Origin of the sequence: Pseudolabrys sp., from assembly GCF_050250095.1 — a bacterium.
Lineage (GTDB): Bacteria > Pseudomonadota > Alphaproteobacteria > Rhizobiales > Xanthobacteraceae > Pseudolabrys.
In genome coordinates this window covers 19884-43840 of the sequence record NZ_JBFWPH010000004.1, presented here as the reverse complement: position 1 = coordinate 43840, position 23957 = coordinate 19884, and the positions used below count along the sequence as shown (strand labels likewise).

Sequence of the window (23957 nt, the reverse complement as noted above, 5' to 3'; positions counted from 1 at the left end):
CAGTCCTCCCTTTATCTTTCGCGAAACGCGCCGGCGATTTCGTCGCGCAGCGGGCCGAGCAGATACTGCATCAGGGTGCGCGGACGGGTCGGCAGGATAACCTCGACCGGCATCCCCGCCTGAAGCGCGATATTCGACCGCTTTACGTCATCGGACCGCAGCGCAACCTCAACAGTGTAGAACGCCTGCCCGGACTTGTCGTCGTTGACGCGGTCCGCGGAAACGGTTTCGAGCGTTCCGGACAAATGCGGGCGCTCGACGTAATTGATGCCGGTCAGCCGGACGTCTGCCTCCTGGCCGGCCGCGACCTGATCGACAGCGGACAACGGAAGCCGCGCCTGGACTACCAGCGGATTTCCGGTCGGAACGACATCGAGAAGTTTCGCACCCGGCTGGATGACGCCGCCTTCGGTGAAGACGTCGAGGCCAACCACAGCCCCAGTAGCCGGCGCGCGGATTTTCGTTCGCGCGACGACATCGCGCGCGGCATCAAGCTTGGGCTTCAGCTCGGCGAGCGTCGACTGGACCGCGCGTAGTTCATCGGTGATTTCGCTCAACCGAGTACGGCTGAGCTTCGCGATCTCCAGCTCGGTTTGTGCGATTTTTTGATCCAAACCGGCGATATCGGCTTGCCGCGCGCCGTGCTCGGAGTCGACCCTCGCAAGGTCACGCTGCAACGACAGGACGCGGATTTTCGTGCCTGCGCCCGATGCGAGCAGTTGTTCTGCGCCCTTTTTCTCCTCGACCAGCAATTCGTGCTGAGTTTGTGCGCCTCTTACCTGAGCCCGCAAGCCCTCGATCTGTTCGCGAAACTGTCCGATCTGCCGATATAGCACATCGCGCTCGGTTTCGAACTGATGCTTGCGCGCGGCCAGGAGCGCGCGCGCGTTCGCCATGGCCTGCCGCGCACCGTCGTCGTCTCGTCCGGTCAATTCAACAGGGAAGGATAGTTCGTCATGTCCGTCCCGCTCCGCCACAAGGCGCGCTTCGCGCGCTAGCGCCGCGTCGCGTTCCGCCTGCAGCACTTCGAGCTTCGCACCCGGTTCGCTGTCGAACAGCGTCATCAGAACCTGACCCTTTTCGACCCGCTCTCCTTCGCGAATATTCAATGACTTGATAACGCCGCCATACGGATGTTGCACCGCCTGCCGCCTGCCCTCGACCTGCAAACTGCCGCTGGCAATCGCTGCGCCCGATACCGGCGCGGTCGCACTCCAGAGAGTGAGCACCGCGATAAATCCTGCGATCACCGCAGCGCCAACAAGGGCAGGCCTGCGCGGTTCCGTATAGCTGCGGATATCCGGCCGGCGGCGCGCGAGAAGGCCTGCGAAATTGTCGATCTTCATTGTTCGCTCCCCTCCGGCCGACCGACCCCGGCCGGAGCCACATGCGCGGCGCGCTTGAGGGATTCGTAGACCTGCGCGGGCGGACCGACCTGCTCAACCACGCCGTTACGAATGACGATCAGCAGATCGACCACGTCGAGAATTGTCGTGCGATGGGTAATTACGACAATCGCCGCGCCCTTGCGCTTGCACTCCAGCAGGGCCTCCTTGAGCGCCTGTTCACCCGGCGCGTCGAGATTGGCGTTGGGCTCGTCGAGCACAAGCAGGGACGGTCGTCCGATCAGCGCTCGTGCGAGTCCGAGACGCTGCCGCTGTCCGCCGGACAGCCCCACGCCGCCGGGACCCAATGGCGTGTCGTATTGTTTCGGCAGGTCCAGTATCATGTCATGGATGCCCGCGCGCTTGGCGGCGTCGATAACGTCGCCGGTCGAAACCTCACTAAATCGTGCGATGTTCTCGCGGACCGTGCCAGTGAACAGGCCAACGTCTTGAGGCAGATAACCGACATTACGGCCGAACTCGAGCGGATCCCAATGCCCGTAGTCCAAACCGCCGAAGCGGAGGCTGCCCTCGTCCGGCGTGACGGCGCCGACTAGAAGGCGGGCCAGCGTGCTCTTGCCGGAGCCACTCGGCCCGACGATCCCGACCGCGTCGCCACCGGCAACTTCGAATGAGATTCCCTTCACAATTGGAGCCGGGCGCGACGGGATCGAAAAGCACACGTCGCGAACGTCGATCGCGTTGCGGTGCCGCGGGACAATGGTGCGCGGCGAGGCGAACTCCACGCTGTTGAGCAAATCCCGGACCTGCGCATATCCTTCACGCGCACCGACGAACTGTTTCCATGTGCCGACCGCCTGCTCGACCGGCACCAATGCCCGCCCCATGATAATGCTCGCGGCAAAGATCGTCGCAGGTGAAATCGCCTGATCGATCGCAAGCCAGGCACCCGTTCCTAGCATTAGCGATTGCAGCAGAAGCCGAAAGAAACGGATGGTGGACGACATCACCGCGTTGCGGTCGCTCGCGAAGGCCTGTTCGGCCAGCATAGAACCGCGCTGGCTTTGCCAGTTTCGCTCGATGGCGGGTTGCATTCCCATGGCGCACACGACGTCCGCGTGACGCAGCACGTTTTCGGTGAATACGTAAGATTGATTGCCGGAGGCTTCGGCATCCTTCAGCGGCCGCCGGGTAAAGACCTCGTTGATCCAGGCAAGGCCGAGCAGAAGCGCGGCGCCCAGTGTCGCGATAACGCCGAGCAACGGATGGATGAAAAACAGCAACAGCAAATAGATCGGGATCCATGGCAGATCGAACGCAAAATAGATTCCCGGCCCGGTGATGAAAGTCCGAAACTGATCGAGGTTCCGCAGTTGCAGAGAACCGCGCGAGGCGCCACGCTGCGCCGACCGCTTGACCAAAGCCTCAAATACGCGGCTCGCCAATGCCGCATCCAGCCGAATGCCGCAGCGGATCAGGATTTGTGCGCGGACTGCATCGAGCGCGGCCATGGTCAGAAGCGCCAGCGCGAGAATAACCGTCAGCAGCACAAGCGTCGTAACGTTTTCGCTCAGCAGGACGCGATTGTAGACCTGCATCAGATAGAGCGGTGAACTGAGGTAGAGAAGGTTGATGGCGCTGCTGAAAACTCCCGCTACCGCAAAGTGAGGCCACTGATTGGCGACTGCGGTTCGCAGATCGTCTTGCGGAGGCGCAACTGCCTCGGCGTTAACGGACATCGTGAGGGAACTAGTCGCCATTGCAGTCCGCGCATCTTTGAAGAAAGTGCTAAACGAATACACAAGGAGACATGAGGGGCACACCCCTCATGTCTCTGTGTAATCGACGGTGACGGTACTTAAAGCAGACCGCCGAGCAAACCGCCGCTATCGTTATCCTGCACCTGCGCGTCGCTGCTGTCGCTCGATGCCTGGACGCCGATCAGCGTCGGCGCCGCAAGTCCGATTCCCAGATCACCGATGCCGGTGAAACTGCTGTGGTCGCCGTCATCATCCGAACTCTCGCTGTGAAGAATATCGGACGCGCCGAGACCAAACTGAGGATTGGTCCCGATCACGCCGCCGAGATCGTTCGAATTGTGGGATTCAGAGGCGCTATCGCCGCCACCCAAAATGCCACCGCCAAGCAGTCCATCCAAAAGTGCCATGGTAAGTCTCCTTTGCTGTGTCTGTTTGGTATCCCGTGACGCCCGCGCTTGCGGAAGTTCACGGTAGCAAGCCAACGTAACGTGAAGGCGCCGTTTGACGGTTGTTCGTTCACCGTATGGTCATTCAGTGAATCCGGCGATGAGCGGTGCCATGGTGCCTGCGCAGGGAACGGTGAACGTTCGATTTCTGACAGACGAAGCGGCGCAGGCCTTCATCCGGTTACTTTGCCCGCACCTGCATTTGCGCGACGATATCGACGAAATCCCGCAGATAAGGCGTCATCGTCATGTTGCGCCGCCTCAGCAGGCTGATCTCGCGGTCGACGAAAGGCTCGGCTAGCGTCAAGGCGCGCAGGCGGCTGCGGTTGAAGAACCTGGCCTCAAGCTGCGGCACGAGGGTCAAGCCAAAGCCGGCCTGAACCAGCGCCACCGCCGTCGAAATATAGCTGACCTCGAACGCCGGCCGGACCTGCAGCCGCTGCTCGACGAAGACCCGATCCGCGAGCTGGCGGATGTTGCTGTCGCGCGTCAGCATCACCAGCGGATGCTTCGCCGCCGCGCGCCATGTGGTCTTCTTGCCGTCTCCGAAGTTACGGCCCGCCAGCAACATCAGCCGGTCGCGAAGCAAGGGCTGAGTGGCCAGTCCTTCGCCGACATCGAGAAAGGCACCGAGGCCGAGATGCGCGTCGCCCGCGCGAACGCGCGTCACGATCTCCTCTGTCAATGCATCGCGAACCTGGATCGTCACATGAGGATGCTGACGGCGAAACCGCGCCATCGCTTGCGGCAGCAGCGCCGCGGCGAGCGTCGGCAGCGCCGCGACGATGATGCGGCCGCCCCGGCTGCCGTCGTCGCGCACGCTGCTTGACGCAAGCTCGACGTCCTCCAGAATTCGTTCGGCGATGGCAACGAACCGCTCGCCGGCGAGCGTCAGCCGCAGCGGCCTCGCGCTGCGATCGATCAAACGCGCATCGACCGACGTCTCGAGCGTCTGCAGCAGCAGCGACAGACCCGATTGCGACAGGCCGAGCTTGTTTGCCGCGGCGGTGACGCCGCCGGTCTGCGCCAGCGTGACGAGACCGCGCAACTGCCGAATGGTGATCCCTTGCTGCATTGCTCCTCCGCGCATCATTATTGATTTAGGCAATTATATTATCGCTATTATAAATTTGACAAATAGCGCCGCAGCCAATCTCATTATTCTCCGGTCCTGCGAGTTCCCGGAGACGACTATGACCGCACGCATTCTGCCGGAGATGCCGAAGCCCAGAGGGCGCTTTCCGCACGCCAAGCGCGCCGGCGACTTTCTCTTCATTTCGGGCACCAGCTCGCGGCAGCCGGATGGCAGCCTTGCCGGCGCCGACGTGGCCGCAGACGGCAGCATCAAATTCGACCTGCGCAAGCAGACGGAAGCCGTGCTCGCGAACATCAAGAAGATCCTCGCCGCCGAAGGCGCGAGCCTCGCCGATCTGGTCGAGGTCAACGCCTTCCTGACCGACATGAACCAGTTCGAGACCTTCAATCAGGTCTACGGCGAGCATTTCGACTACGACGGCCCGACGCGCACGACGATCGGCGTTCGGGCGCTGCCGCATCCTTTCATGCTGATCGAGATCAAGGCCGTCGCCTATCTGCCAAATCGGCCGAAATAGGCCGGCCTAACGGAGGATATTGTGAGTTCAATCGACCTGGAGACCGCAAACAAAGTCATCGCCGGCGGCATCGCCTTCGCCCGCGAACAGAAGATGAAGCCGCTGACCTTCGTCATTCTCGACACCGGCGGCCATCTCGTGTCCGCGCAGCGCGAAGACAACAGCGGCATCCTTCGCTTCGAGATCGCCTTCGGCAAGGCCTGGGGCGGCCTCGGCATGGGCCACTCGACCCGCTACCTGCAGGACCATCTCGCGGTGAACCGGCCGCGCTTCGTCGACGCCCTGGCGGTCGCCTCGAACGGCCGCTTCATCCCGGTGCTCGGCGGCGTGCTGATCCGTGACAAGGCCGGCAAGCTGCTCGGAGCGCTGGGCATCACCGGCGACACCGCCGACAACGATGAGCTTGTCGCCGTCGAAGCCGTACTGCGGGCCGATCTCGTCGCCGACACCAACTAAGAAGCACGTTCTTTCAACTCGGGGAGTTCCAGACCATGCGATCCATCAAGCTGTTCGCCATCGCTCTGGCCATCGTCGCCGCGGCGCTGAAGTCGACGGGGGCGGAGGCGGCGCCGGATAAGATTCGCGTCGCCATTCCGGTGCAGGCGCTGTTCTTCATGCCGCTGTTCGTCGCGCAGGACACCGGCATCTTCAAGAAGCACAATCTCGAGGTCGAGGTCATCTCGACCAACGGCGACGGCCCCGACATCGACGCCCTTATCGCCGGTAGCGTGCAGTTCACGATGTCGACGCCGAACCGGCTGCTGACCGCCTACCAGCAGGGCAAGCCGCTGCTCGCGGTGATGAACGTGCTCGACCGCATGGGCATCGCCTGCTTCATGAACAAGGAAGTGGCCGAGAAGGTGAAGCTCAGCGAGGCCAAGACCCTCGAAGACAAGTTCAAGAAGCTCAAGGGCCTGACCATCGCCGGCACGCGGCCGGGCGCCTTCACTTATCTTCTGGCCGTGGACTACCTCAAACGCGCCAAGCTGAAGCCGCAGGAAGACGCCAAGATCCTCGGCGTCGGCGGCGCCCAGGCGATGATCGCGGCCGTGGAGAACGGCAAGGCCGACATGGGCTGCTTCGGCAGCCCGGTGATCGAGCTTGCCGTCCAGCGCGGCAAGTCGGTCTGGTTCATCAACAACACGCGCGGCGAAGACCCGACCTACAAGGAGTTCTTGTTCCAACTGCTTTATGTGAAGCCGGACTACGCCAAGGCGAACGCCGACATCGTCCGCCGCATGGTGGCGAGCCTGCTCGAAGCCAACCGCTGGATCGCCAGCGCGCCGAAGGACAAGCTTCTTCCGGTTGCCAAGGCGAAATTCGGCGCGGTCGCGGACGAAACGCTGTGGACGGCGATCGAGAACGTGAAGCCGGCCTATTCCCAGAGCGGCGTCGTCACGGAAAAAGCCGTCAAAGCCGCGGTCGACTTCCTCAAGGCGACCGACATGCTGAGCGGCGATATTCCGTGGACCGCCGTGTCCGACAACTCCTATCTGCCGAAGTAAAACAGGGTTCCTCCCGTGACCGCCAGCGCGCCGCTTCTGCGTCTCGATGCCATCTCCAAGCGCTTCGAAGCGCGTGGACGCAGCGTGCTGGCGGTCGATAACCTGTCGCTGTCCGTTCCGCCGGAGTCCTTCGTTACCATCGTGGGACCGAGCGGCTGCGGAAAATCCACCCTGCTGAACATCGTCGCCGGGCTGATGCGCGTCGACAGCGGCTCGGTGACCTATCGCGGCGCTCCGGTACAGGTCGGCGACCGGCGCATCGGCTATGTGACGCAGCAGGACAATCTGTTTCCCTGGCGGACGCTGCGCGACAACATTCTGTTCCCGCTGATCTTCGCCAATGTGTCGCGCGCCGAGGCGGAGAAACGCGCCGCCTACTGGATCGACAAGGTCGGCCTTGCCGGCTTCGAAAACGCCTATCCGCACGAGCTGTCCGGCGGCATGCGCCAGCGCGGCAACATCGCGCGCACGCTGATCTACCAGCCGGAACTCATCATGATGGATGAGCCGTTCGGGCCCCTCGACGCGCAGACCCGGTTGCAACTCCAGAAGGAATTGCTGCGCATCTGGCAGGAAACCAAGGTGTCCGTGCTGTTCATCACCCACGATCTTGCCGAAGCCATTGCGCTGTCGTCGGAGGTCGCCATCATGTCGGCGCGGCCGGGCACGATCGACGCGATCCGGACCGTCACGCTGCCCTATCCGCGCGACATCGCGCGGATTCACGACAATCCCGACTATCGCACCATCTATGACGACCTGTGGCAGCGGCTCGAGCGCGTGGTCGAAGCCGCCCAACGCGGCAGCCGGGGAGAACAGCCGTGATCCGTCTCGCCCAGATCGGCGTCTTTGTCGCCTTCGCGATCCTCTGGGAAATCGCGGCGCGCACCTTCGCCGACCCGTTCTACATCAGCAGTCCATCGCTGCTTGCCGTCGTGCTGGTGAAAGATCTCGCGACGCCGTCTTTCTACAAGGACCTGTGGATCACCTTCGTCGAGCTGTTCGGCGGCTACAGCACCGGCGCCATCGGCGGCATCGCGACCGCCATCCTTTTCGGGCGCTGGCCGGCAGTCGCGCGCGTGTTCGATCCCTTCCTGGTCGCGCTCAACAGCATCCCGCGCATCGCGCTCGCGCCGTTGTTCGTGATCTGGTTCGGTATCGATCTCGCCTCCAAGGTCGTGCTGGCGGCGACGCTGGTATACTTCCTCACCTTCTTCAATACGCTCGCCGGCATCCGCGCGGTCGAGCCGCGCTTCATCAATGTCGCCCGCGTGGTCGGCGCTTCCGAATGGGAAATCTTCCGCCGTGTCGTTCTGCCCGGCGCGACCGCATGGATCATGACCGGCTTACGGACCAGCCTGCCCTTCGCGCTGATCGGCGTCATCGTCGGCGAATTCGTCGCCGCGTCGGCGGGGCTTGGCTTCCGGCTCAACTTCTACGCCACGTCCTATAACGCGGCCGGCACCATGGCGATGCTAATCGTCATGATGACGATCATGATGATCCTCAACAACAGCATGGTCTGGCTGGAAGAGCACCTGCTGCGCTGGCGGCCGGAAGGCGTCGCAGGCAGCGGCGGGCTCTAGCGGATCGGCGCAAGCAGCGCGCTCGCCGCCCGTCCCGCAATGCGGCCGAGCGTCGTCGCCGTGAGAAGACCGTTGCCGGAGAGATAGCCGGCGGCGGTATCGCCGGACACACCGGCCGCCGCGCCACCGGCAGCGAACAGGTTGGGAAACAGGCCGCCGCTCTTTTGTCCGGTTTTGCGTTTCACGCGCGCATGAATGTCGACGGCAAGCCCGCCCTGGGTGTGGAACAGCGCCCCGGTCACCTTCACCGCATGAAACGGCGGGACAAGCGCCTGTTCCGGCTCGAAAGCACGGCCGAAGCGGTCGCGTCCGCCGGCCACTTTGACGCGCTCGACGTCCCGCCATTCGGCCGTGAAAGCCTGCGCCGGAACGCGCATCGCGGCGGCGAGTGCCTCGATGCTGTCCGCCCGCACAATCGCGCCGCCACGTTCGGCCGTCTGGAAGTCCTCGAACTGGCGCGCAATGCCGGCGATACGCGCGTCGAACACATCCCACGCGACGCCGCCGGGCTGGCGCAGCACGTCCGCCGCCTGCTCGGAATAGCCGCGCGACTCGTCGCAGAAGCGGCGGCCCTGCGCGTTGACCTGGAAGCCGCCCTGCATCACCACCGCCCAGGTGATGAGAATGTTATGCGGCGTCGCCACCGAACCGTGGCCCTGATAACCGGACAGATGCGCAAGTTCCGCGCCGAGCGCCTCGCCCCAGGCGACCGCGTCGCCACGATTGCCCGGATGACCGAAGTAAAGCGCGCCCGCCATTTCCGGGATGAAACGCCGTACAAGATCGGGGTTTCCGCCGTAGCCGTTGCAGGCGAGGATCAGCGCGCCGCAGCCGATGCGCTCGCGCGCGCCGTCGCCGCGCACGATCTCGACGCCCGCGATGCGGTCGCCCGGCGCAGCGAAAAGCGTTTCGACGGCGCCGCCGGTGAGCATGACGACGTCGCTCGCCTCCGCCGCGCTGCGCAGCCGGTCGATCAGCTCGCGCCCTGTACGGCTCGGCAGCCCGTGCATGCGCAGCGCCGAGTGGCCGGGATAGTTGAAATTGTCGATCACGTCGAACGGCAGACCGTAACGGTCCGCCAGCCATTCGACGAGCGGGCCGGACTCGTGCGCGACCGCCTCCACCACGGACGGGTCGGCCAGGTCATGCGCTTTGCGCTGCACATCGGCGGCAAAGCTCTCGACGGAGTCCACAATGCTTTTGGCACGCTGGAACCGTGTGCCGGCGGCGGGGATGAGCCCAGCAGACAATGCCGTCGACCCGGACGGCACATCATCGCGCTCGATGACGATAGCCTCGATGCCTGTTTCCTTCGCGGTCAAGGCCGCGCACAGACCGGCGGCGCCCGCACCGACGATCAGCAGCGGCACCCGCGTGTCGAAATCGGTGTCCGCTGCGGCGACAAGGCTCATATCTATGAAGCGCCAAGCTCGGCCAGCACGGCGGCGACGGTCGAGATCCTCGCCACCGGACGCAAGCCGTCGATGGCCTGCTTATGAACCTCACGTGAAAAAGCCGCGCAGCCGTCCTCCAGCACCGTGCAGTCGATGTCGCGCACATGCGCGTCACGCACCGTGGACGCGACGCCGCCATTGGTGACGATGCCGCCGACCACCAGCCGCTCGATGCCGCTCTTGCGCAGCACCCATTCGAGCCGCGACATGTAAAAGGCCGAGAACGCAATCTTCTCCACTGCAATATCCGCGGGGCCGAGCTCATCGACGAGCTGCTGACCCCACGAGCCGGGCTTGAAATCGCCCTTGGCAAGGAACGGCCGCAGCTTCTTCAGGTGCGGCGAGATGATCGGCTCGCCACCGCGCCCCGGCGACAGCGTGAACATCGTGGCGATGACCAAACCGCCTTTAGCGCGGAAGGCGTCGACCAGGGGCTTCAGCCTGGCCGGTAGGGCGGCGATGTCGGCATTGGTCTGGCCGCCGCGCGCATAGGCGCCGTCCGCATGCAGGAAATCGTTCTGCAGGTCGGCCAGCAGCAAGCCTGTCGAGGCGAGGTTCATGGGACGCGCTCCACGATGACATTGCCGAGGTCGTCGACCCGGCCGCGCAGGCCGATATCGATGAAAATGGTGGCGTCCGGCTGTTCCAGAACCGCGGGCGCCTCGATCACCGCGCCGGCCGGCAGATCGAGCCGTGACCATATCTTTGCGTCGTGCCACTCGCCCTCAATGTAGACCTTGCGCGTGCCTTTCGCGGCGATCCTGAGCGAGGAATCGCGGCCCGGGGCGAAGGCCGAAAGATCGAATTTCGGCCGCCGGCCGATCGCCGCGACGCGCAGCGAGACGATGCGCGTCGGGATGCCCGGCAGCAGTCGGCCAAACGCGGCGGCATAAGATTTTTCGAAAGCCGCGCACACGACGGCCTCGCCGATGCCGGTGCCCTGCTCCGAATACTCGACCGGCAGCGGCACCGCGACGGTGTGGGTCTGTCCGAGATAATGCATGTCGAGCTCGAACTGCACGTCGATGCGCTCGACCGCGATGCCGGCGGCATCGACCACGGCCTTCGCTTCCTTGCCCGCCGTCACCATGCGCGCGTCGAGCGCGACGGCGTCGAGCCCTTCGGCGGGCAGGTTGACCGTCTGTACCTGATCGTGGCGCAAATCCGCGATGACGCAGCCGAGCGCCGAGGTGACGCCCGGAAAGCGCGGCACCACCGCGCATTTCAGACCGATTTCCTTGATCATGGCGGAGACATGCAGCGCGCCGCCGCCACCGAACGGCATGGCGGCGAATTTCTTCGGATCGTGACCGCGCTCGATGGATACGAGGCGGATCGCGCCCGCCATGCGCGCATCGGCGACGCGCACGATGGCCTCCGCCGCCTGCATCAGATCGAGGTTCAGCGGCCGACCGACGTGATGGAAAATCGCGCGCTGCGCCGCCTCGACATCGAGACGCTTGAGCTTGCCGCCGATCGGACGCGCCGCATCGATGCGGCCGAGCACGACATGCGCATCCGTCAGCGTCGGCCGGTCGTTGCCGCCGCCGTAGCAGGCCGGCCCCGGCACCGAGCCGGCGCTTTCCGGACCCACCTGCAACAGCCCGCCGCGATCGACCGAGGCAATGGAGCCGCCGCCGGCGCCAATGGTGGTGATCTCGATCATCAGCGTACGCACCACCATGCCGAAGTCGATCACCGTCTGCGCGGCGAGCGACGGCTTGCCACCGGCGACAAGAGAGACATCGAACGACGTGCCGCCGAGGTCGCAGGTGATGATGTTGTCCTGCCCGCAGGCGCGCGCGATAGCCGCCGCCGCGATGACGCCCGCCGCAGGACCGGACAGCGCGGTGCGTACCGGCAGTCGCCGCGCGGTCACGGTCGACATCACGCCGCCGTTCGACTGCACGATGTGGAACGTGCCTCTGAAGCTGTTCTGCGCGAGCGCGCCTTCGAGCTTGGCGAGATAGTTGCCGACCACCGGCTGCAGATAGGCGTTGAGCGCCGTGGTCGACGCGCGCTCGAACTCGCGAATCTCGGGGAGCACCTGATGCGAGGCCGTGACGTGCTCGTTCGGCCATACCGTGCGGGCAGCCTCGAGCGCGAGCTGCTCGTTCTCCGCATTGGCATAGGCATTAATGAAGATGATGGCCAGCGCCTGCGCGCCTTTCGCGCGCAGCGTCTCGGCGGCTTTGCGGACGGCCGCAACATCGACCGGCGTGCGTACCGTGCCGTCGGCCAGTACGCGCTCGTCGACCTCGAGCCGCATGTCACGGTCGGCGATCGGGAGAAACTCGCCCCACAGGCCCCAGGTTTTTCGGCGATCGCGCCGGCGCATTTCCAGAACGTCACGGAAGCCGCGCGTGGTGATGACGCCGATGCGCGGGCCGCGCCGTTCCAGCAGCGTGTTGGTGCCGACCGTGGTGCCGTGGACGATGGAGCCGAAGCCCGCCACGTCGCCCAACACCGCGAGCCCCTGCATGAAGCCGCTCGCCTCGTCGCCGCGCTGCGACGGTACCTTGGCGGTGCGGAAGCTGCAGGCGGCGGCGTCGAACAAAAACAGGTCCGTGAAGGTGCCGCCGACATCGACGCCGACAATCGGCTTTGCACTCATGTTGCCGGATTTGCTCATGCCCGCGCGCCCGTGGTGCGAGGATCGAGACGCAACGCCAGCGTCGCTTTCTCGTCCGCGCTGCCGTCGTCGTTCAGGACGACGCCATAGTCGCGGCGCGCGGCATCCTGCGAGACAAGGCCGAGCCGCACATCGCGCGCCACCCGCGCCGGTTCGCGCGACTTCGGATCGCCGAAACCGCCGCCGCCCGGCGTTTCCAGCCGCACCCGCTGGCCGCGCTTGATCCGGACGTCGGTGATCTTCGAGACCAGCGGCGGGGTGCGCTCGCCGTGGTCCGTATCGAAGACGAAGCGATTGAGCGCCGCCGGCTTGCCGCCGTTGACGCCGAACGGCGGATATTTGCCGCGCTCGCCGAGCAGGAACACATCGGTGTCGCCGTCGTTCAGCGCCTCGACCTCATAGATTGCACCGACGCCGCCGCGATGGCGGCCGGGGCCGCCGGAATCCGGGCGCAGCGCCCATTGCGTAAACATCACCGGATAAAGCGACTCGAGGATTTCCGCCGGCGGGATGGTCGCGGTGGAGATCGGGTTGTTGCCGTGATTGAGGCCGTCGCCCTCCGGGTTGCCGCCAAGCCCGCCGCCGAAGAAACAGAACATCACCCAGCGCGCGCCGTTCGCCCGCCAGCCGGCGAGCGACAGCGCGTTGATCGTCGCGAACGGCCCGCCATTGGCGCGCTCCGGCGCGGCCTTGGCGAAAGCGGCGAACACCGTGTCGATGACGCGCAGGATCGTCTCGGTGTAGCCACCGACCGGCTTCGGCGCCTTGACGCCGAGCAGCGTGGTGTCCGGGATGACGAAGTCGATCGGCGCGAGGCAGCCGGCATTGGCCGGCACGTCGGTGAACAGATGTTTCAGCGCGACATAGCAGCAGGCGACGGCGGTGGAGCGCGCGATGTTCAGCGGTCCCTGGCACGGCGGCGAGGAGCGCGAGAAGTCGAGCACCATGCGGTCGCCCTTGATCGAAAGGTCGAGCGCGATGCGCAACGGCTCATCCGACACGCCGTCATTGTCGAGGAAGTCGTCGCAGGAATAGGTGCCGTCCGGCAGCGAGGCGATGTTGGCGCGCATCAGCGCCTCGGCGCGCTCCGAGAGCGCCTGCATCGCGGCGCGCACGGTGTCGTCGCCATATTCGTCGAGCAGCGCATGGACGCGGGCTTCGCCAAGCTGAAGTGCGTTGAGCTGGCCGTTGAGGTCGCCCCAGTTCGACTGCGGCACCCGCGAGTTGGCGGCGAGGATATCGACGATATCCTGCCGGAACACGCCGCCGTCGATCAGCTTTACGGGCGGGACGCGGAAGCCTTCCTGGAAGCTCTCAGTCGCCTTGGCATTGAAATTGCCCGGCACGTTGCCACCGACATCGAGCCAGTGGCCAACCGAGGCGAGCCAGGCAAACACCTTGCCCTTGCGCATCACCGGCCGCACCAGCCGGAAGTCGTTGAGATGGGTGCCGCCATCGTAAGGGTCGTTGAAAAGATAAGTGTCGCCTTCCTTTAGATTTCCGTCGGCAGCGACCCGGTCGATCACGGCTTTGACCGCAAAGGCCATCGCGCCGACGAAGATCGGCAGGCCCGAGGTACCCTGCACCAGCGTCGCGCCGGTCTCGGCGTGATAAAGGCCGTGGCAGGCATCGTGCGCTTCCGCGATGATCGGATTGAACGCCGAGCGAAACAGCGTCGCGTCCATCTCGTCGGCAATCTGCACCAAGCGGCCGTTCAGCACGGCCAGCGTGACGGGGTCGAGCGTGCGCATCAACGCTGCCCCGACTTGCGGTCCGGCGGGCTGTCGAGGCCGGCATAGGCCTTGCCGCGCTCCAGCATGTCCGGCGTGCCAATCAGCGCGTTGAGGGCATCGAAATCGAACATGCGGTTGCGGAAGACGTCCGTGGTGCCGTTCGACATCAGCGACCCGTAAAACTCCTCCGCCGCCTTGGCGAGCGCACGCACGATGGCGCCGGGGAAGATCACGAAGGAGAAGCCAAGCTCCTGCAGCTCGGCTGCCGACAGGATCGGCGTCTTGCCGCCCTCGACCATGTTGGCCATCAGCGGCGTCGCCTTTCCCATCAGCGCGCCGATGCGGCCGAGTTCCGAACGCTCGCGCGGCGCTTCGATGAACAGCACGTCGGCGCCGGCCTCGCGATAGAGTGCGGCGCGCGCCACCGCGCGGTCGAAGCCTTCGACGGCCACCGCATCGGTTCGGGCGATGATGACGGTTTCGGACGACGCACGTGCATCGACCGCCGCCTTGATCTTGCCGGCCATTTCCGGCGCCGGGATCAGCACCTTGTCGTCGAGATGGCCGCAGCGTTTGGGAAAATCCTGATCCTCGAGCTGGATCGCGTTCGCGCCGGCACGCTCCAGAAGCCGCACGGTGCGCTCGACATTGAGCGCATTGCCGTAGCCGGTGTCGGCGTCGACGACCAGATGCGTATCGACGCGATCCCGGATCAGCGCCACGGTTTCCGCGACCTCGGTGAGGCTGACAAGGCCGAGATCGGGCCGGCCAAGCCTCGTATAGGCGATAGCCGCGCCGGAGACATAAAGCGCCTCGAAACCGGCCTTTTCGGCGATCAGCGCGGTGAGCGGATCGTAGATGCCCGGCGCGACAAGGATCGGCGGGCGTGACAGGCGATCACGGAGAGAGGTTTTCGGCATGCGTCACAGTCCCAGATAAGCGCGTTTGAGTTCAGGATCGGAAGCGATGTCGCTGGCCGCGCCGGACATCACGAATTGCCCTTCGGCAAGGATATAGGCGCGGTTCGCGACTTCGAGGCTCTGCATCACGTTCTGCTCGACCAGCATGATCGAGACGCCTTCGGCATGGATACGCCGGATCAGCGCGAATAATTCCTCTACCAACAGCGGCGACAGGCCGAGCGACGGCTCGTCGAGGATGATCAGGCGCGGCTCCGCCATCAGGCCGCGGCCGATGGCGAGCATCTGCTGCTCGCCGCCCGACAGCGTGCCGGCGATCTGCGTATGCCGCTCCCGGAGGCGCGGGAAGATCGCGAATACCCGCTCGCGATTCTGCGCGCGGCGCCGGCCGGCGCGGGCGTAGCTGCCGAGGTCGAGATTTTCGCGCACGGTCAGGTTCGGGAAGATGCGTCGCCCCTCCGGCACATGGATCAAGCCCCGCGCGACGATGCTGCGCGGCGTCTCGCGCTCGATTCGTCCACCGTCGAAGCGGATCGTTCCAGTGCGCGCGCGCACGATGCCGGAGATGGTGCGGTTGAGCGTCGATTTTCCGACACCGTTCGAGCCGAGCACGGCGACGATCTCGCCATCGTTGACGGCGAGATCGACGCCACGCAACACCTGCGTCTCGCCGTAACCGGCGTGCAGCCCTTCGATGGCGAGCAAGGCATTACTGGGCATGTGCTGCCCCCAGCCGCGCGGCGGCGCCGTGGCCGAGATAGGCCTCGATCACGGCGGGGTCGGCCGCGACCTGGACCGGCGCACCCTCGGCGATGATCTTGCCTTCGGCGAGCACGAAGACGTGTTCGGCAAGGCTCATCACAGCCTGCATGACATGCTCGATCATCACGATGGTGATGCCGCGGTCGCGCAAGGCGCGGATCACCGGAACGATCTCGCGGATCTCGGACGGGTTGAGACCGGCCAGCACCTCGTCAAGCAGCAACAGCTTCGGCCCGGTCGCCAGCGCACGGGCCAACTCGAGCCGCTTGCGGCCTGCAATCGTCAGCGTATCGGCCGGCCGGTCGAGCATCGCCGCCAGGCCGACCTCGCGGCTCACCTCCTCCGCCACCTGCCCGGCCTCCTCGCGCCCCCGGTGGCGCAGATGCGCGCCGACGCGAATATTGTCGCGCACCGAGAGCCCTGCGAACGGCTGGACGATCTGGAAGGTGCGCGCGATGCCCCGCCGCGCGAGGCGGTGCGGTGGCTCGCCGGCGATGTCGTCGCCGCAAAAGCGGATGGCGCCGGCGCTGGGCTTGAGAAAGCCGGAAATCATTGAAAACAGGGTCGTTTTCCCGGCCCCATTGGGGCCGATCAGCGCGGTGATGCGCGCTTGCGGCGCCGCCAGCGTCACGTTGTCGACGGCGACCAACCCGCCGAAGCGGCGGGTGACGTCGCGCACGGCAAGCAGCGGTTCAGCCAAATCAGCCATGATGACCGGCCTCCCCCGCGGACGCGCCACGCCCGCGGAACCTCACGATCAGGTTCGCAATGCCACCCATCAGGCCGCGCGGCGACAGGCCGACGACCAGCACCAGCACGCAGCCGAACACCACGAGATCGAGACCCGGCGCATCGCCGGTGACCAGCAGTGCCGCCTCTCCAAGCGCCCGGACCACCAGCGCGCCGATGAGCGGACCGAACAGCGTGCCGACCCCGCCGATGATCGGCACCAGCAGCGCCTCGATCGACATCCAGGTGCCGTAGGCGATGCCCGAGTCCACGAACAGAAAATACTGCGTATAGAAGCAGCCGGCCGCGGCGGTGATCGCCGCGGAGATCACCATCGCCGCGAGCTTGACCGCCGTGGCGTTGACGCCGAGCGCCATCGCCGCGTTCTCGTTCTCGCGCACCGCGACGAGCCAGGCACCGAAGCGCGACCGCTCGATCAGATGCGTCACCACCAGCGCGACGGCGACCAGTGCCAGAATGACCCAGTAGAAGATGGCACGGCTTTCGAACTGCAATGCCGCGAAACGAAGATCGAGCTTGACCAGCGTACCGACGCCCGCGCCGGTGATCGGCGCGACGCTGGCGACGATCCGCAGCACTTCGGCGAAGGCGAGGGTCACCAGCGCGAAATACGAACCGCGCAGGCCGGAGCGGAAACTGAGCGCGCCGACCACGGCGCTGACCAGCGCGCCACCGGCAATGCCGAGCGCGAAAGCCAGCCAAGCATTGACGCCATAGCGCATCTGCAGGATCGCGGTGACATAGGCACCCGTGCCGAAGAAGGCGGCATGGCCGAACGAATATTGCCCGCCATAGCCACCGAGAATGTTCCAGCCCTGCCCCGCGAGCGCGATCATCAGCGCGACGACGAGGAAATTGAGCGTCACATTGGAGTGCACGACAAGCGGCACCGCAGCGAGTCCCGCGACGACGACCGCGATGGGCACGAAGCTCCTCATGCCCGTGCTCCGAACAGGCCGCGCGGGCGCACCAGCAGTACCGCGATGAAGATGAGGAAGATGCCGATCTGGCCGAGCGATTCACCGAGAAACAGGCCCGACAAGCTTTCGACCACGCCGATGACGAGGCCGCCGATCAGCGCACCGGGCACCGAGCCCATGCCGCCCAGCACGACAATCGTAAAGGCGACCAGCACGAAGGCATTCCCCGCCGTCGGGTTCACATAGTAGCTCGGGATCAACAGGCAGGCGGCGACGGCGACACAGGCCGTGCCGAGGCCGAAGGTCACCGCGTAGACATGCGCGACATCGATGCCAGCAAGCTCGGCGCCGAGCTTCTCCTTCGCAACCGCGCGAATGGCGCGGCCGGTGTCGGTCAGAGTCATGACGAGCCACAGCGCAAAGGCCACCACGAAAACCGCGACGAAGCCGACCAGCCGCGGCACTGCCAGAAACGTGAAGCCGAGATTGATCGTCTGAAACGCATAGGGCACCTCGATGGTGCGCGTATCGCCCCGAAACGCGAACAACAGCGCGTTTTCGATCACGACTGCGAGGCCGAGCGTGACGAGCAGCATGTTGCGGTCGTCGCCGTGCGACGTCGGTCCGATGATGAAACGCTGCAGCGCATAGCCGAATACGAAAAACGCCGGCGCGAGAATAAAGGCGGCGAGATAAGGATCGAAGCCAAGCGTCTGGAAGGCAAAGTAAGCGGCGAACATCGCCGCGGTCAGCAGCGCGCCGTGCGCAAAGTTGATGATGTGCAGAACGCCGTAGATCAGCGTCAGCCCGAGCGCCACCAGCGCGTAGACCGCTCCGGTCAACAGGCCGTTTAGGACGGCAGTGGTGAGGATAATGGGCGACAGCACGACGCACCGAACGACGCAACAACGAGGAAGCGGGCGGCGGCATCCGCCGCCCGCGAGAGAGTGGCAGCGATCAGGCCTTCATCGGGAACATGGCTTTGCCGTTCGCGAACTCCGACGGCAGGATCACCTTGATGTCGTTGCCCTGCACCTGCGTGTTGCAGGGGGCTGCGCCGGTGTTCTGGCCATCGACGAACTTGGTCGGGCCATAGGGCATGATGTGGCCGCCCCAGGTGGACGCGGCCAGCGCGGCGGTCAGCTTGGCGCGATCGGCCGAGCCCGCCCGCTCCAGCGCGTCGGCGACGAGGCCGACGCAGGAATAGTTCATATAGACCTCGTAGGTGTAGAACTGGCCCTGCGCCTCGACGCGCTTCTTCACATCCATCGCCTTGGCGTTCAGCGGATTGAACCAGTGGTTGCAGTCCATGATGCCATTGGCGGCTTCCGGGAATTCCTTGACGAACTTGTAGGACGAGGCCGCGCCGCCGAGCACCGAGTAGATGCCCTTCGGACGCACCTGCTGCTGCTGCATGGTGCGGGCGAGCAGGACATACTCGTTGTAGTAATTCGCCGGGATCACGATGTCCGGGTTGTTGGCCTTGATCTTCAGCACGACGTTGTTGAAGTCGCGGGTCGGCGTCGGATGCGGAATGGTCTCCAGCACCTGAAAACCCTTGCCCGGCAGCTGCGCGTTGAGAAGCTTCGCAAGGCCCGAACCGAACAGCGAGTCTTCGTGAACGATCATCACGGTCTTGGCCGGCTTGCCGGCCGCATCGTTGATCTTCACGAGGTTTTCAAGCGCGGTGTTGGCGATGACGCCGAAGCCGGGGCCGAAACGGAAGGTGTTCTTCAGGCCGCGCTTGACGATCTGGTCGGCAACGCCGACGTCGACGACATAAGGCAGATCGTAGCGCGCGGCGGCCTGCGTAGTGGCGAGGCAGATCGCGGAGGCGTAACCGCCGACGATGCAAGCCACGCCCGCCGAATTCATTTTCTCGACTTCGGCGGTGCCGCCGGCCGGGGTCGATTGCGCGTCACCGGCGACCGCCTCGATCTTGGCGCCGCCGAGCGCCTTGACGCCGCCAGCCTTGTTGATGTCCTCGATCGCCATCATCGCACCGAGGCGGCCTTGCGTGCCCGAATAGGACAGCGCGCCGGTCACCGGCTGCAACACGCCGATCTTGACCGAGCTGCCCTGGGCGCGAAGCACAGCCGGCATCGACATGGCGCCGGTCGCGGTTGCCATGGCGCCAAGCGCAGTGGTGGCGAGAAACTGGCGGCGGCTGAAGTGATTCTTCTGGTCGGACATCGTCGTTCTCCCTCGTGTTATCGCGGCGGCCGAAAACCGGACGCCTTGATTTTGTTTTGCAGTCTGCTTGATGTTGACGTCTTTTTCGTCGTTGAAACATGAACGATCGGGCCGTTTCCGGCCACATCCCCGTTGCCGCGCACGATGGGGGACCATCCCCGCTCCGCCGCCGCGCCGGAGCGCACCAGTTCGATCTCGAAGGCATAGCGGTCGGGCCGATAGAGCGCGTGCAGATGCTCGACGCCGCGGCCGTCGCGATCGTAGACCACGCGGACAAGCTCGATCAGCGGCGAGCCACTGCGCACGTCGAGCGCGCGGGCGACCTCCGGCGTCGCAAGCCCGGCGCTGATGCGCTGCCGCGCATGACCGACCTTGACGCCGGCGCGCTCCAGGAGATCGAGCAGCGGTCGCGACGCCAACTCCTGCCGCGTGAAGGTGACCGACACGCTCTCCGGCACATGGGTGACGAGATAGGAGAATGGAAGTCCGTCGACCGAGCGCACGCGCACCGCGCGCTGCAAGAGCTGGTCCGACCCGGCGCCGAGCGCTTCCGCGACCGCGCCTTCCGCCGGCACATAATCGAACGACAGGAGTTTCGCGGTGGTGCGCCGGCCCATCTCGGCGAGATTGGCGAGCACACCGGAAATATCGGCGGTGATCGGCGCCGGCGACGGGCGGTAGATGACGGTGGTACCTGCGCTGCGGCGACGCTCGATCAGCCGCTCGCGGGCCAGTTCGTGCAGCGCCCGCCGCACGGTGACGCGGGAGACGCCGTGCGCGCCGGCCAGTTTATTCTCGTTGGGAAGCCGTGCGCCGAAGCCGAGCGCTCCGCTGAGGATGCGGTCGCGCAGGACCAGGTAGACCTGCTTTGCCTTCGCCTCGCCAAGCCAGTCGCGCAACGCAACGCCCCCCTGCACCGGCGGGCGCCGCTCCGGCCCCGCTTTACTTGGTATCTTTTAGAATACAATATTGCGGACCCTCGGCAAGCCTGCAACGAAGGCTTGAAGACGCAGCCACCAGCGAACACATGCGCCCCATGAGCAAGCCACGGACCCTGTTCGACAAGCTGTGGGCGGCGCACGAGATCGTACGCCGCGAGGACGGCGCGGCCCTGCTGTGGGTCGACCGTCATTATGTCCACGAAGGCTCGTTCCACGCCTTCAGCCAGATGACGGCGCGCGGTCGCCACGCGGCCGAGCCCGGCCTCACCTTCGGCATCGCGGACCATTATGTGCCGACCCGCAACCGCGCCAACGGCATCGCCGATCCCGAGATTGCCGAGATGGTGCGCAAGCTCGAAGCCAACACGGCGGAAAACGGCATCACGTTGTTCGGATTGCGGGACCCGCGCCAGGGCATCGTCCATGTCGTCGGACCGGAACAGGGACTGACCCTGCCCGGCCTGCTGATCGTCTGCGGCGACAGCCACACCTCCACGCACGGCGCGTTCGGCGCCTACGCCTTCGGCATCGGCGCATCGGAAGTCGCGCATGTGCTGATGACGCAAACGCTGTGGCAGAAGAAGCCAAAGCGCATGCGCATCGCGGTCGACGGCACGGCCGCGCCGGGCATTGCGGCGAAAGACATTGCGCTCGCGATCATTGCAAAGATCGGCGCGGACGGCGCGCAGGGACACGCCATCGAATTCGCCGGCAGCGCGATCCGCGCACTCGGCATGGAAGGCCGGCTCACGCTCTGCAATATGTCCATTGAAGCGGGGGGACGCTGCGGCATGGTCGCGCCGGACGAGACGACCTTCGCCTATCTCAAGGGCCGGCCCTTCGCGCCGAAGGGGGCCGATTTCGAGCGCGCAGTCGCGGACTGGGCGAAGCTGCCGACCGACGCAGATGCCGCGTTCGACCGCGAGGTGACGCTCGACGCCACCGGCGTCGCGCCCATCGTGACCTGGGGCACCACGCCCGACGACGCACTGCCGATCGACGGCCGCGCGCCCGACCCGGCGCGGGAAAACGACCCCGCGCGCGCGAAATACATCCGCGAGGCACTCGACTATATGGGCATCGCGCCGGGGGCGAAGCTGACCGACATCGTCATCGACCGGGTGTTCATCGGCTCCTGCACCAATTCGCGCATCGACGACCTGCGCGCCGCGGCGGCCGTGCTCGCCGGCCGCGCGAGTAAAGTGCCGGGGCTGGTGTCGCCCGGCTCCTCGCTGGTGAAACAGCAGGCCGAGCAGGAAGGCCTCGACCGCATCTTCCGCGACGCCGGGCTCGAATGGGCCGACGCCGGCTGCTCGATGTGCGTCGGCATCAACGGCGACCTCGTGCCGCCGGGCGAACGCTGCGCCTCCACCACCAACCGCAACTTCCGCGGCCGGCAAGGACCCGGCGCGCGCACCCATTTGATGTCGCCGGCGATGGTCGCGGCCGCAGCGGTCGCCGGCCACCTCGCCGACGTGCGCCCGCTGATCGCAGGGCGAAAGGCGTAACGCGCATGGACAAGTTTACCCGTCTCACCGCCACCGCCTGCCCGCTGATGCTGGCGAACGTCAACACCGACCAGCTGCTGCCGGCGCGCTTCCTGAAATGGCCGCGCTCCCGCGGCCTCGGCACCGTGCTGCTGCGCGACCTGCGCTTCGACGCCGACGACAAGCCGCGCGGCGATTTCCCGCTCAACGATCCGCGCTGGAATGGCGCAAAGATTTTGCTCGCAGGCCGTAATTTCGGCGGCGGTTCATCGCGCGAGGCGGCCGTCTATGCCGTCTACGATTACGGCTTCCGCTGCGTTATCGCGCCCTCGTTCGGCGACATCTTCGCGCAGAATGCGGTCAAGAACGGACTGCTGACGGCGGCGCTGACCGAGGATGCGATTGCCGAACTCGGAGCAGCGGTGAGCACTGATCCTGCGCAACAGATCGTCGTCGATCTCGAACGGCAAACAATCGCCTGCGGCGAGCGGACCTACAGCTTCGCAATCGACCCGGTCAGCCGCAACCAGCTTCTCAACGGCTGGGACGACGTGGATCTGACCGAGAGCTATCGCGACAGGATTGCAACCTTCAAGGCGGCATCGCGCCAGCGGCGCCCCTGGGCGACGCCGGCCTGAGCCCTTCTACAGCCCACGAATGCAAAACGCCCGGCGCTGCCGGGCGTTTGTTTCGAGGCGCGACGAAGAGCCGCTACGAACCAAGCCGAACGGAACTGGTGCTGAAAGCGACGTCCGCCGGCACCTGAAGGCTCTGCAGCACGAACAGCCCAACCCCGGCGACGATAATCGCGACGATACACGCGCTGATAAAAGCTTTCATGATTTCAATCCTCGATGAAATTCGACAGCACTCTCGCTATTCGGCCGGCGTCGCCATCGGCCGGGCCTGCGGCTGAGACTGCGACTCGTTCGGACCGACGCGCCCCATTTCGTCCTCGAGCCAGAGCCGGTGATGCTCTTTCGCCCAATTGACATCGACGGTGCCCTCGCCCATCGCCTCGAAGGCGCCTTCCATGCCGATGGTGCCGATATAAATGTGGCCGAGCATCGCGGCGACGAACAGCACGGCCACGACGCCATGCACGACCTGCGCGATCTGCATGTCCCCGACACCGAGGCCGCCGTAGAACGGGAACATCAGCAGATAGCCGGTGACCGCGACCGCGGTGCCGCCGATCACGACGATCCAGTAGATCATCTTCTGGCCGGCGTTGAAGCGATAGGCCGGCGGATGATCGTGACCGACCATGCCGCCACCACGCTTCAGCCATTCGACGTCGACCCGGTTCGGAATATTTCCCGCGATCCACATCAGGAAGATCGCGACCACGCCGATCGTGAACGGGAAGCTAAGGTAATTATGCGCGTATTTGGCGAACTCCGACCAGGTCGTGAAAGCGCCGGGCCCGATCAAGGGCAGCAGCAGCGCGCGGCCAAATGTGATGTTCAGTCCCGACAGCGCGAGGATGATGAAGCAGGTGGCTGTCAGCCAATGCACGAAGCGCTCGACAGCGGTAAAGCGGACGACGGTTCTGCCGGAGCGACCGCTCTCGATGCGGATCATGCCTCGTGTGAGATAGAAGATGACGAGCAAGGCGAGCACGCCGAGGATGGCGATACCGCCGATCCAGTGCAGCGTAACCTGATGAAAATGCCGCCAGTCGCGGCCGGGCTGCTCAAGCACATAGGACTTCTTGTCAGGAATGGTGCCGCGGCCGTCGATGGTCTTCAGCGACTTGAGCAGTTGCTGCTCCTGCACGGCATTCGCGGTCGGGTTGACCGGCTGCTGCGCCGAGGACACCTGCGGCGCGGCCACCGCAACGATGATGGCCAGAGCCATCGCCCCGGCGACCAGTCGAAGCTGTGCGATGAGTTTCGCCATCCCATCC

The 23957-nt window shown here is 65.3% G+C and carries 24 protein-coding genes; 7 read left to right on the top strand and 17 right to left on the bottom strand.

All coding sequences use genetic code 11. The features are described from left to right. Positions 1-11: 11 nt before the first annotated feature. The 4 genes from AB7F10_RS13085 to AB7F10_RS13070 form a co-directional block, all read right to left on the bottom strand. Entirely contained in the window at positions 12-1346 is a 1335-nt protein-coding gene (locus tag AB7F10_RS13085; protein ID WP_428562375.1) for an HlyD family type I secretion periplasmic adaptor subunit, read from the bottom strand. Next, positions 1343-3085, bottom strand: coding sequence for a type I secretion system permease/ATPase (locus AB7F10_RS13080; RefSeq protein ID WP_428562377.1), 1743 nt, complete (start codon positions 3083-3085; stop codon positions 1343-1345). Before AB7F10_RS13080 ends, AB7F10_RS13085 begins: the two co-directional genes overlap by 4 nt. Before the next feature lie 119 nt (positions 3086-3204). Beyond that, positions 3205-3513, bottom strand: coding sequence for a hypothetical protein (locus tag AB7F10_RS13075; RefSeq protein ID WP_428562379.1), 309 nt, complete (start codon positions 3511-3513; stop codon positions 3205-3207). Positions 3514-3733: 220 nt separating this feature from the next. Further along, positions 3734-4627 (bottom strand): LysR family transcriptional regulator, encoded by an 894-nt coding sequence (locus tag AB7F10_RS13070; protein WP_428562381.1) that lies wholly within the window; start codon positions 4625-4627, stop codon positions 3734-3736. Positions 4628-4745: 118 nt separating this feature from the next. Here AB7F10_RS13070 and AB7F10_RS13065 point away from each other — a divergent pair, with 118 nt between their 5' ends. Genes AB7F10_RS13065 through AB7F10_RS13045 form a run of 5 tightly spaced genes read left to right on the top strand, consistent with a single transcriptional unit; the run spans position 4746 to position 8256 of the window. Then, positions 4746-5165, top strand: coding sequence for a RidA family protein (locus AB7F10_RS13065; RefSeq protein ID WP_428562383.1), 420 nt, complete (start codon positions 4746-4748; stop codon positions 5163-5165). A 21-nt stretch (positions 5166-5186) separates the two neighbouring features. Then, a complete protein-coding gene (locus tag AB7F10_RS13060) occupies positions 5187-5621 on the top strand; it encodes a GlcG/HbpS family heme-binding protein (protein WP_428562385.1) in 435 nt (144 codons plus the stop codon). 35 nt (positions 5622-5656) lie between these two features. Further along, positions 5657-6670: an ABC transporter substrate-binding protein gene (locus tag AB7F10_RS13055; protein WP_428562387.1), complete on the top strand. Its 1014-nt coding sequence runs from the start codon at positions 5657-5659 to the stop codon at positions 6668-6670. Positions 6671-6685: 15 nt separating this feature from the next. Beyond that, positions 6686-7495 (top strand): ABC transporter ATP-binding protein, encoded by an 810-nt coding sequence (locus AB7F10_RS13050; RefSeq protein WP_428562389.1) that lies wholly within the window; start codon positions 6686-6688, stop codon positions 7493-7495. After that, complete coding sequence (locus AB7F10_RS13045; RefSeq protein WP_428562391.1) at positions 7492-8256, top strand: ABC transporter permease; 765 nt, start codon at positions 7492-7494, stop codon at positions 8254-8256. The genes AB7F10_RS13050 and AB7F10_RS13045 overlap by 4 nt, the downstream gene beginning before the upstream one ends. On the opposite strand, the gene AB7F10_RS13040 is transcribed toward AB7F10_RS13045, so the two are convergent. The 11 genes from AB7F10_RS13040 to AB7F10_RS12990 form a co-directional block, all read right to left on the bottom strand. Then, positions 8253-9668, bottom strand: coding sequence for an FAD-dependent oxidoreductase (locus tag AB7F10_RS13040; protein ID WP_428562393.1), 1416 nt, complete (start codon positions 9666-9668; stop codon positions 8253-8255). The genes AB7F10_RS13045 and AB7F10_RS13040 overlap by 4 nt on opposite strands. A gap of 2 nt (positions 9669-9670) precedes the next feature. Further along, positions 9671-10270, bottom strand: coding sequence for a cysteine hydrolase family protein (locus tag AB7F10_RS13035; RefSeq protein WP_428562395.1), 600 nt, complete (start codon positions 10268-10270; stop codon positions 9671-9673). Continuing rightward, positions 10267-12342, bottom strand: coding sequence for a hydantoinase/oxoprolinase family protein (locus tag AB7F10_RS13030; protein ID WP_428562397.1), 2076 nt, complete (start codon positions 12340-12342; stop codon positions 10267-10269). Before AB7F10_RS13030 ends, AB7F10_RS13035 begins: the two co-directional genes overlap by 4 nt. Further along, on the bottom strand, positions 12339-14093 hold the full coding sequence (locus AB7F10_RS13025) for a hydantoinase B/oxoprolinase family protein (protein ID WP_428562399.1): 1755 nt from the start codon (positions 14091-14093) through the stop codon (positions 12339-12341). Before AB7F10_RS13025 ends, AB7F10_RS13030 begins: the two co-directional genes overlap by 4 nt. After that, complete coding sequence (locus AB7F10_RS13020; protein WP_428562401.1) at positions 14093-14995, bottom strand: isocitrate lyase/PEP mutase family protein; 903 nt, start codon at positions 14993-14995, stop codon at positions 14093-14095. Before AB7F10_RS13020 ends, AB7F10_RS13025 begins: the two co-directional genes overlap by 1 nt. A 3-nt stretch (positions 14996-14998) precedes the next feature. Then, a complete protein-coding gene (locus AB7F10_RS13015) occupies positions 14999-15700 on the bottom strand; it encodes an ABC transporter ATP-binding protein (RefSeq protein ID WP_428562479.1) in 702 nt (233 codons plus the stop codon). A 4-nt stretch (positions 15701-15704) separates the two neighbouring features. Further along, complete coding sequence (locus AB7F10_RS13010; protein WP_428562403.1) at positions 15705-16466, bottom strand: ABC transporter ATP-binding protein; 762 nt, start codon at positions 16464-16466, stop codon at positions 15705-15707. Continuing rightward, complete coding sequence (locus tag AB7F10_RS13005; protein WP_428562405.1) at positions 16459-17445, bottom strand: branched-chain amino acid ABC transporter permease; 987 nt, start codon at positions 17443-17445, stop codon at positions 16459-16461. Before AB7F10_RS13005 ends, AB7F10_RS13010 begins: the two co-directional genes overlap by 8 nt. Then, entirely contained in the window at positions 17442-18314 is an 873-nt protein-coding gene (locus AB7F10_RS13000) for a branched-chain amino acid ABC transporter permease (protein WP_428562407.1), read from the bottom strand. Before AB7F10_RS13000 ends, AB7F10_RS13005 begins: the two co-directional genes overlap by 4 nt. 70 nt (positions 18315-18384) lie before the next feature. After that, positions 18385-19620 (bottom strand): ABC transporter substrate-binding protein, encoded by a 1236-nt coding sequence (locus AB7F10_RS12995; RefSeq protein WP_428562409.1) that lies wholly within the window; start codon positions 19618-19620, stop codon positions 18385-18387. Between the two features lie 17 nt (positions 19621-19637). Next, positions 19638-20537 (bottom strand): GntR family transcriptional regulator, encoded by a 900-nt coding sequence (locus tag AB7F10_RS12990; protein ID WP_428562411.1) that lies wholly within the window; start codon positions 20535-20537, stop codon positions 19638-19640. 110 nt (positions 20538-20647) lie between these two features. Here AB7F10_RS12990 and leuC point away from each other — a divergent pair, with 110 nt between their 5' ends. Together leuC and leuD are read left to right on the top strand one after the other, a co-directional pair. After that, a complete protein-coding gene (leuC, locus tag AB7F10_RS12985; RefSeq protein WP_428562413.1) occupies positions 20648-22069 on the top strand; it encodes a 3-isopropylmalate dehydratase large subunit in 1422 nt (473 codons plus the stop codon). A gap of 5 nt (positions 22070-22074) precedes the next feature. Beyond that, complete coding sequence (gene leuD, locus AB7F10_RS12980) at positions 22075-22686, top strand: 3-isopropylmalate dehydratase small subunit (protein ID WP_428562415.1); 612 nt, start codon at positions 22075-22077, stop codon at positions 22684-22686. Positions 22687-22759: 73 nt separating this feature from the next. On the opposite strand, the gene AB7F10_RS12975 is transcribed toward leuD, so the two are convergent. After that, a complete protein-coding gene (locus AB7F10_RS12975; RefSeq protein ID WP_428562417.1) occupies positions 22760-22888 on the bottom strand; it encodes a hypothetical protein in 129 nt (42 codons plus the stop codon). A 36-nt stretch (positions 22889-22924) separates the two neighbouring features. Then, positions 22925-23950, bottom strand: coding sequence for a formate dehydrogenase subunit gamma (locus tag AB7F10_RS12970; RefSeq protein ID WP_428562419.1), 1026 nt, complete (start codon positions 23948-23950; stop codon positions 22925-22927). Positions 23951-23957 lie beyond the last annotated feature (7 nt).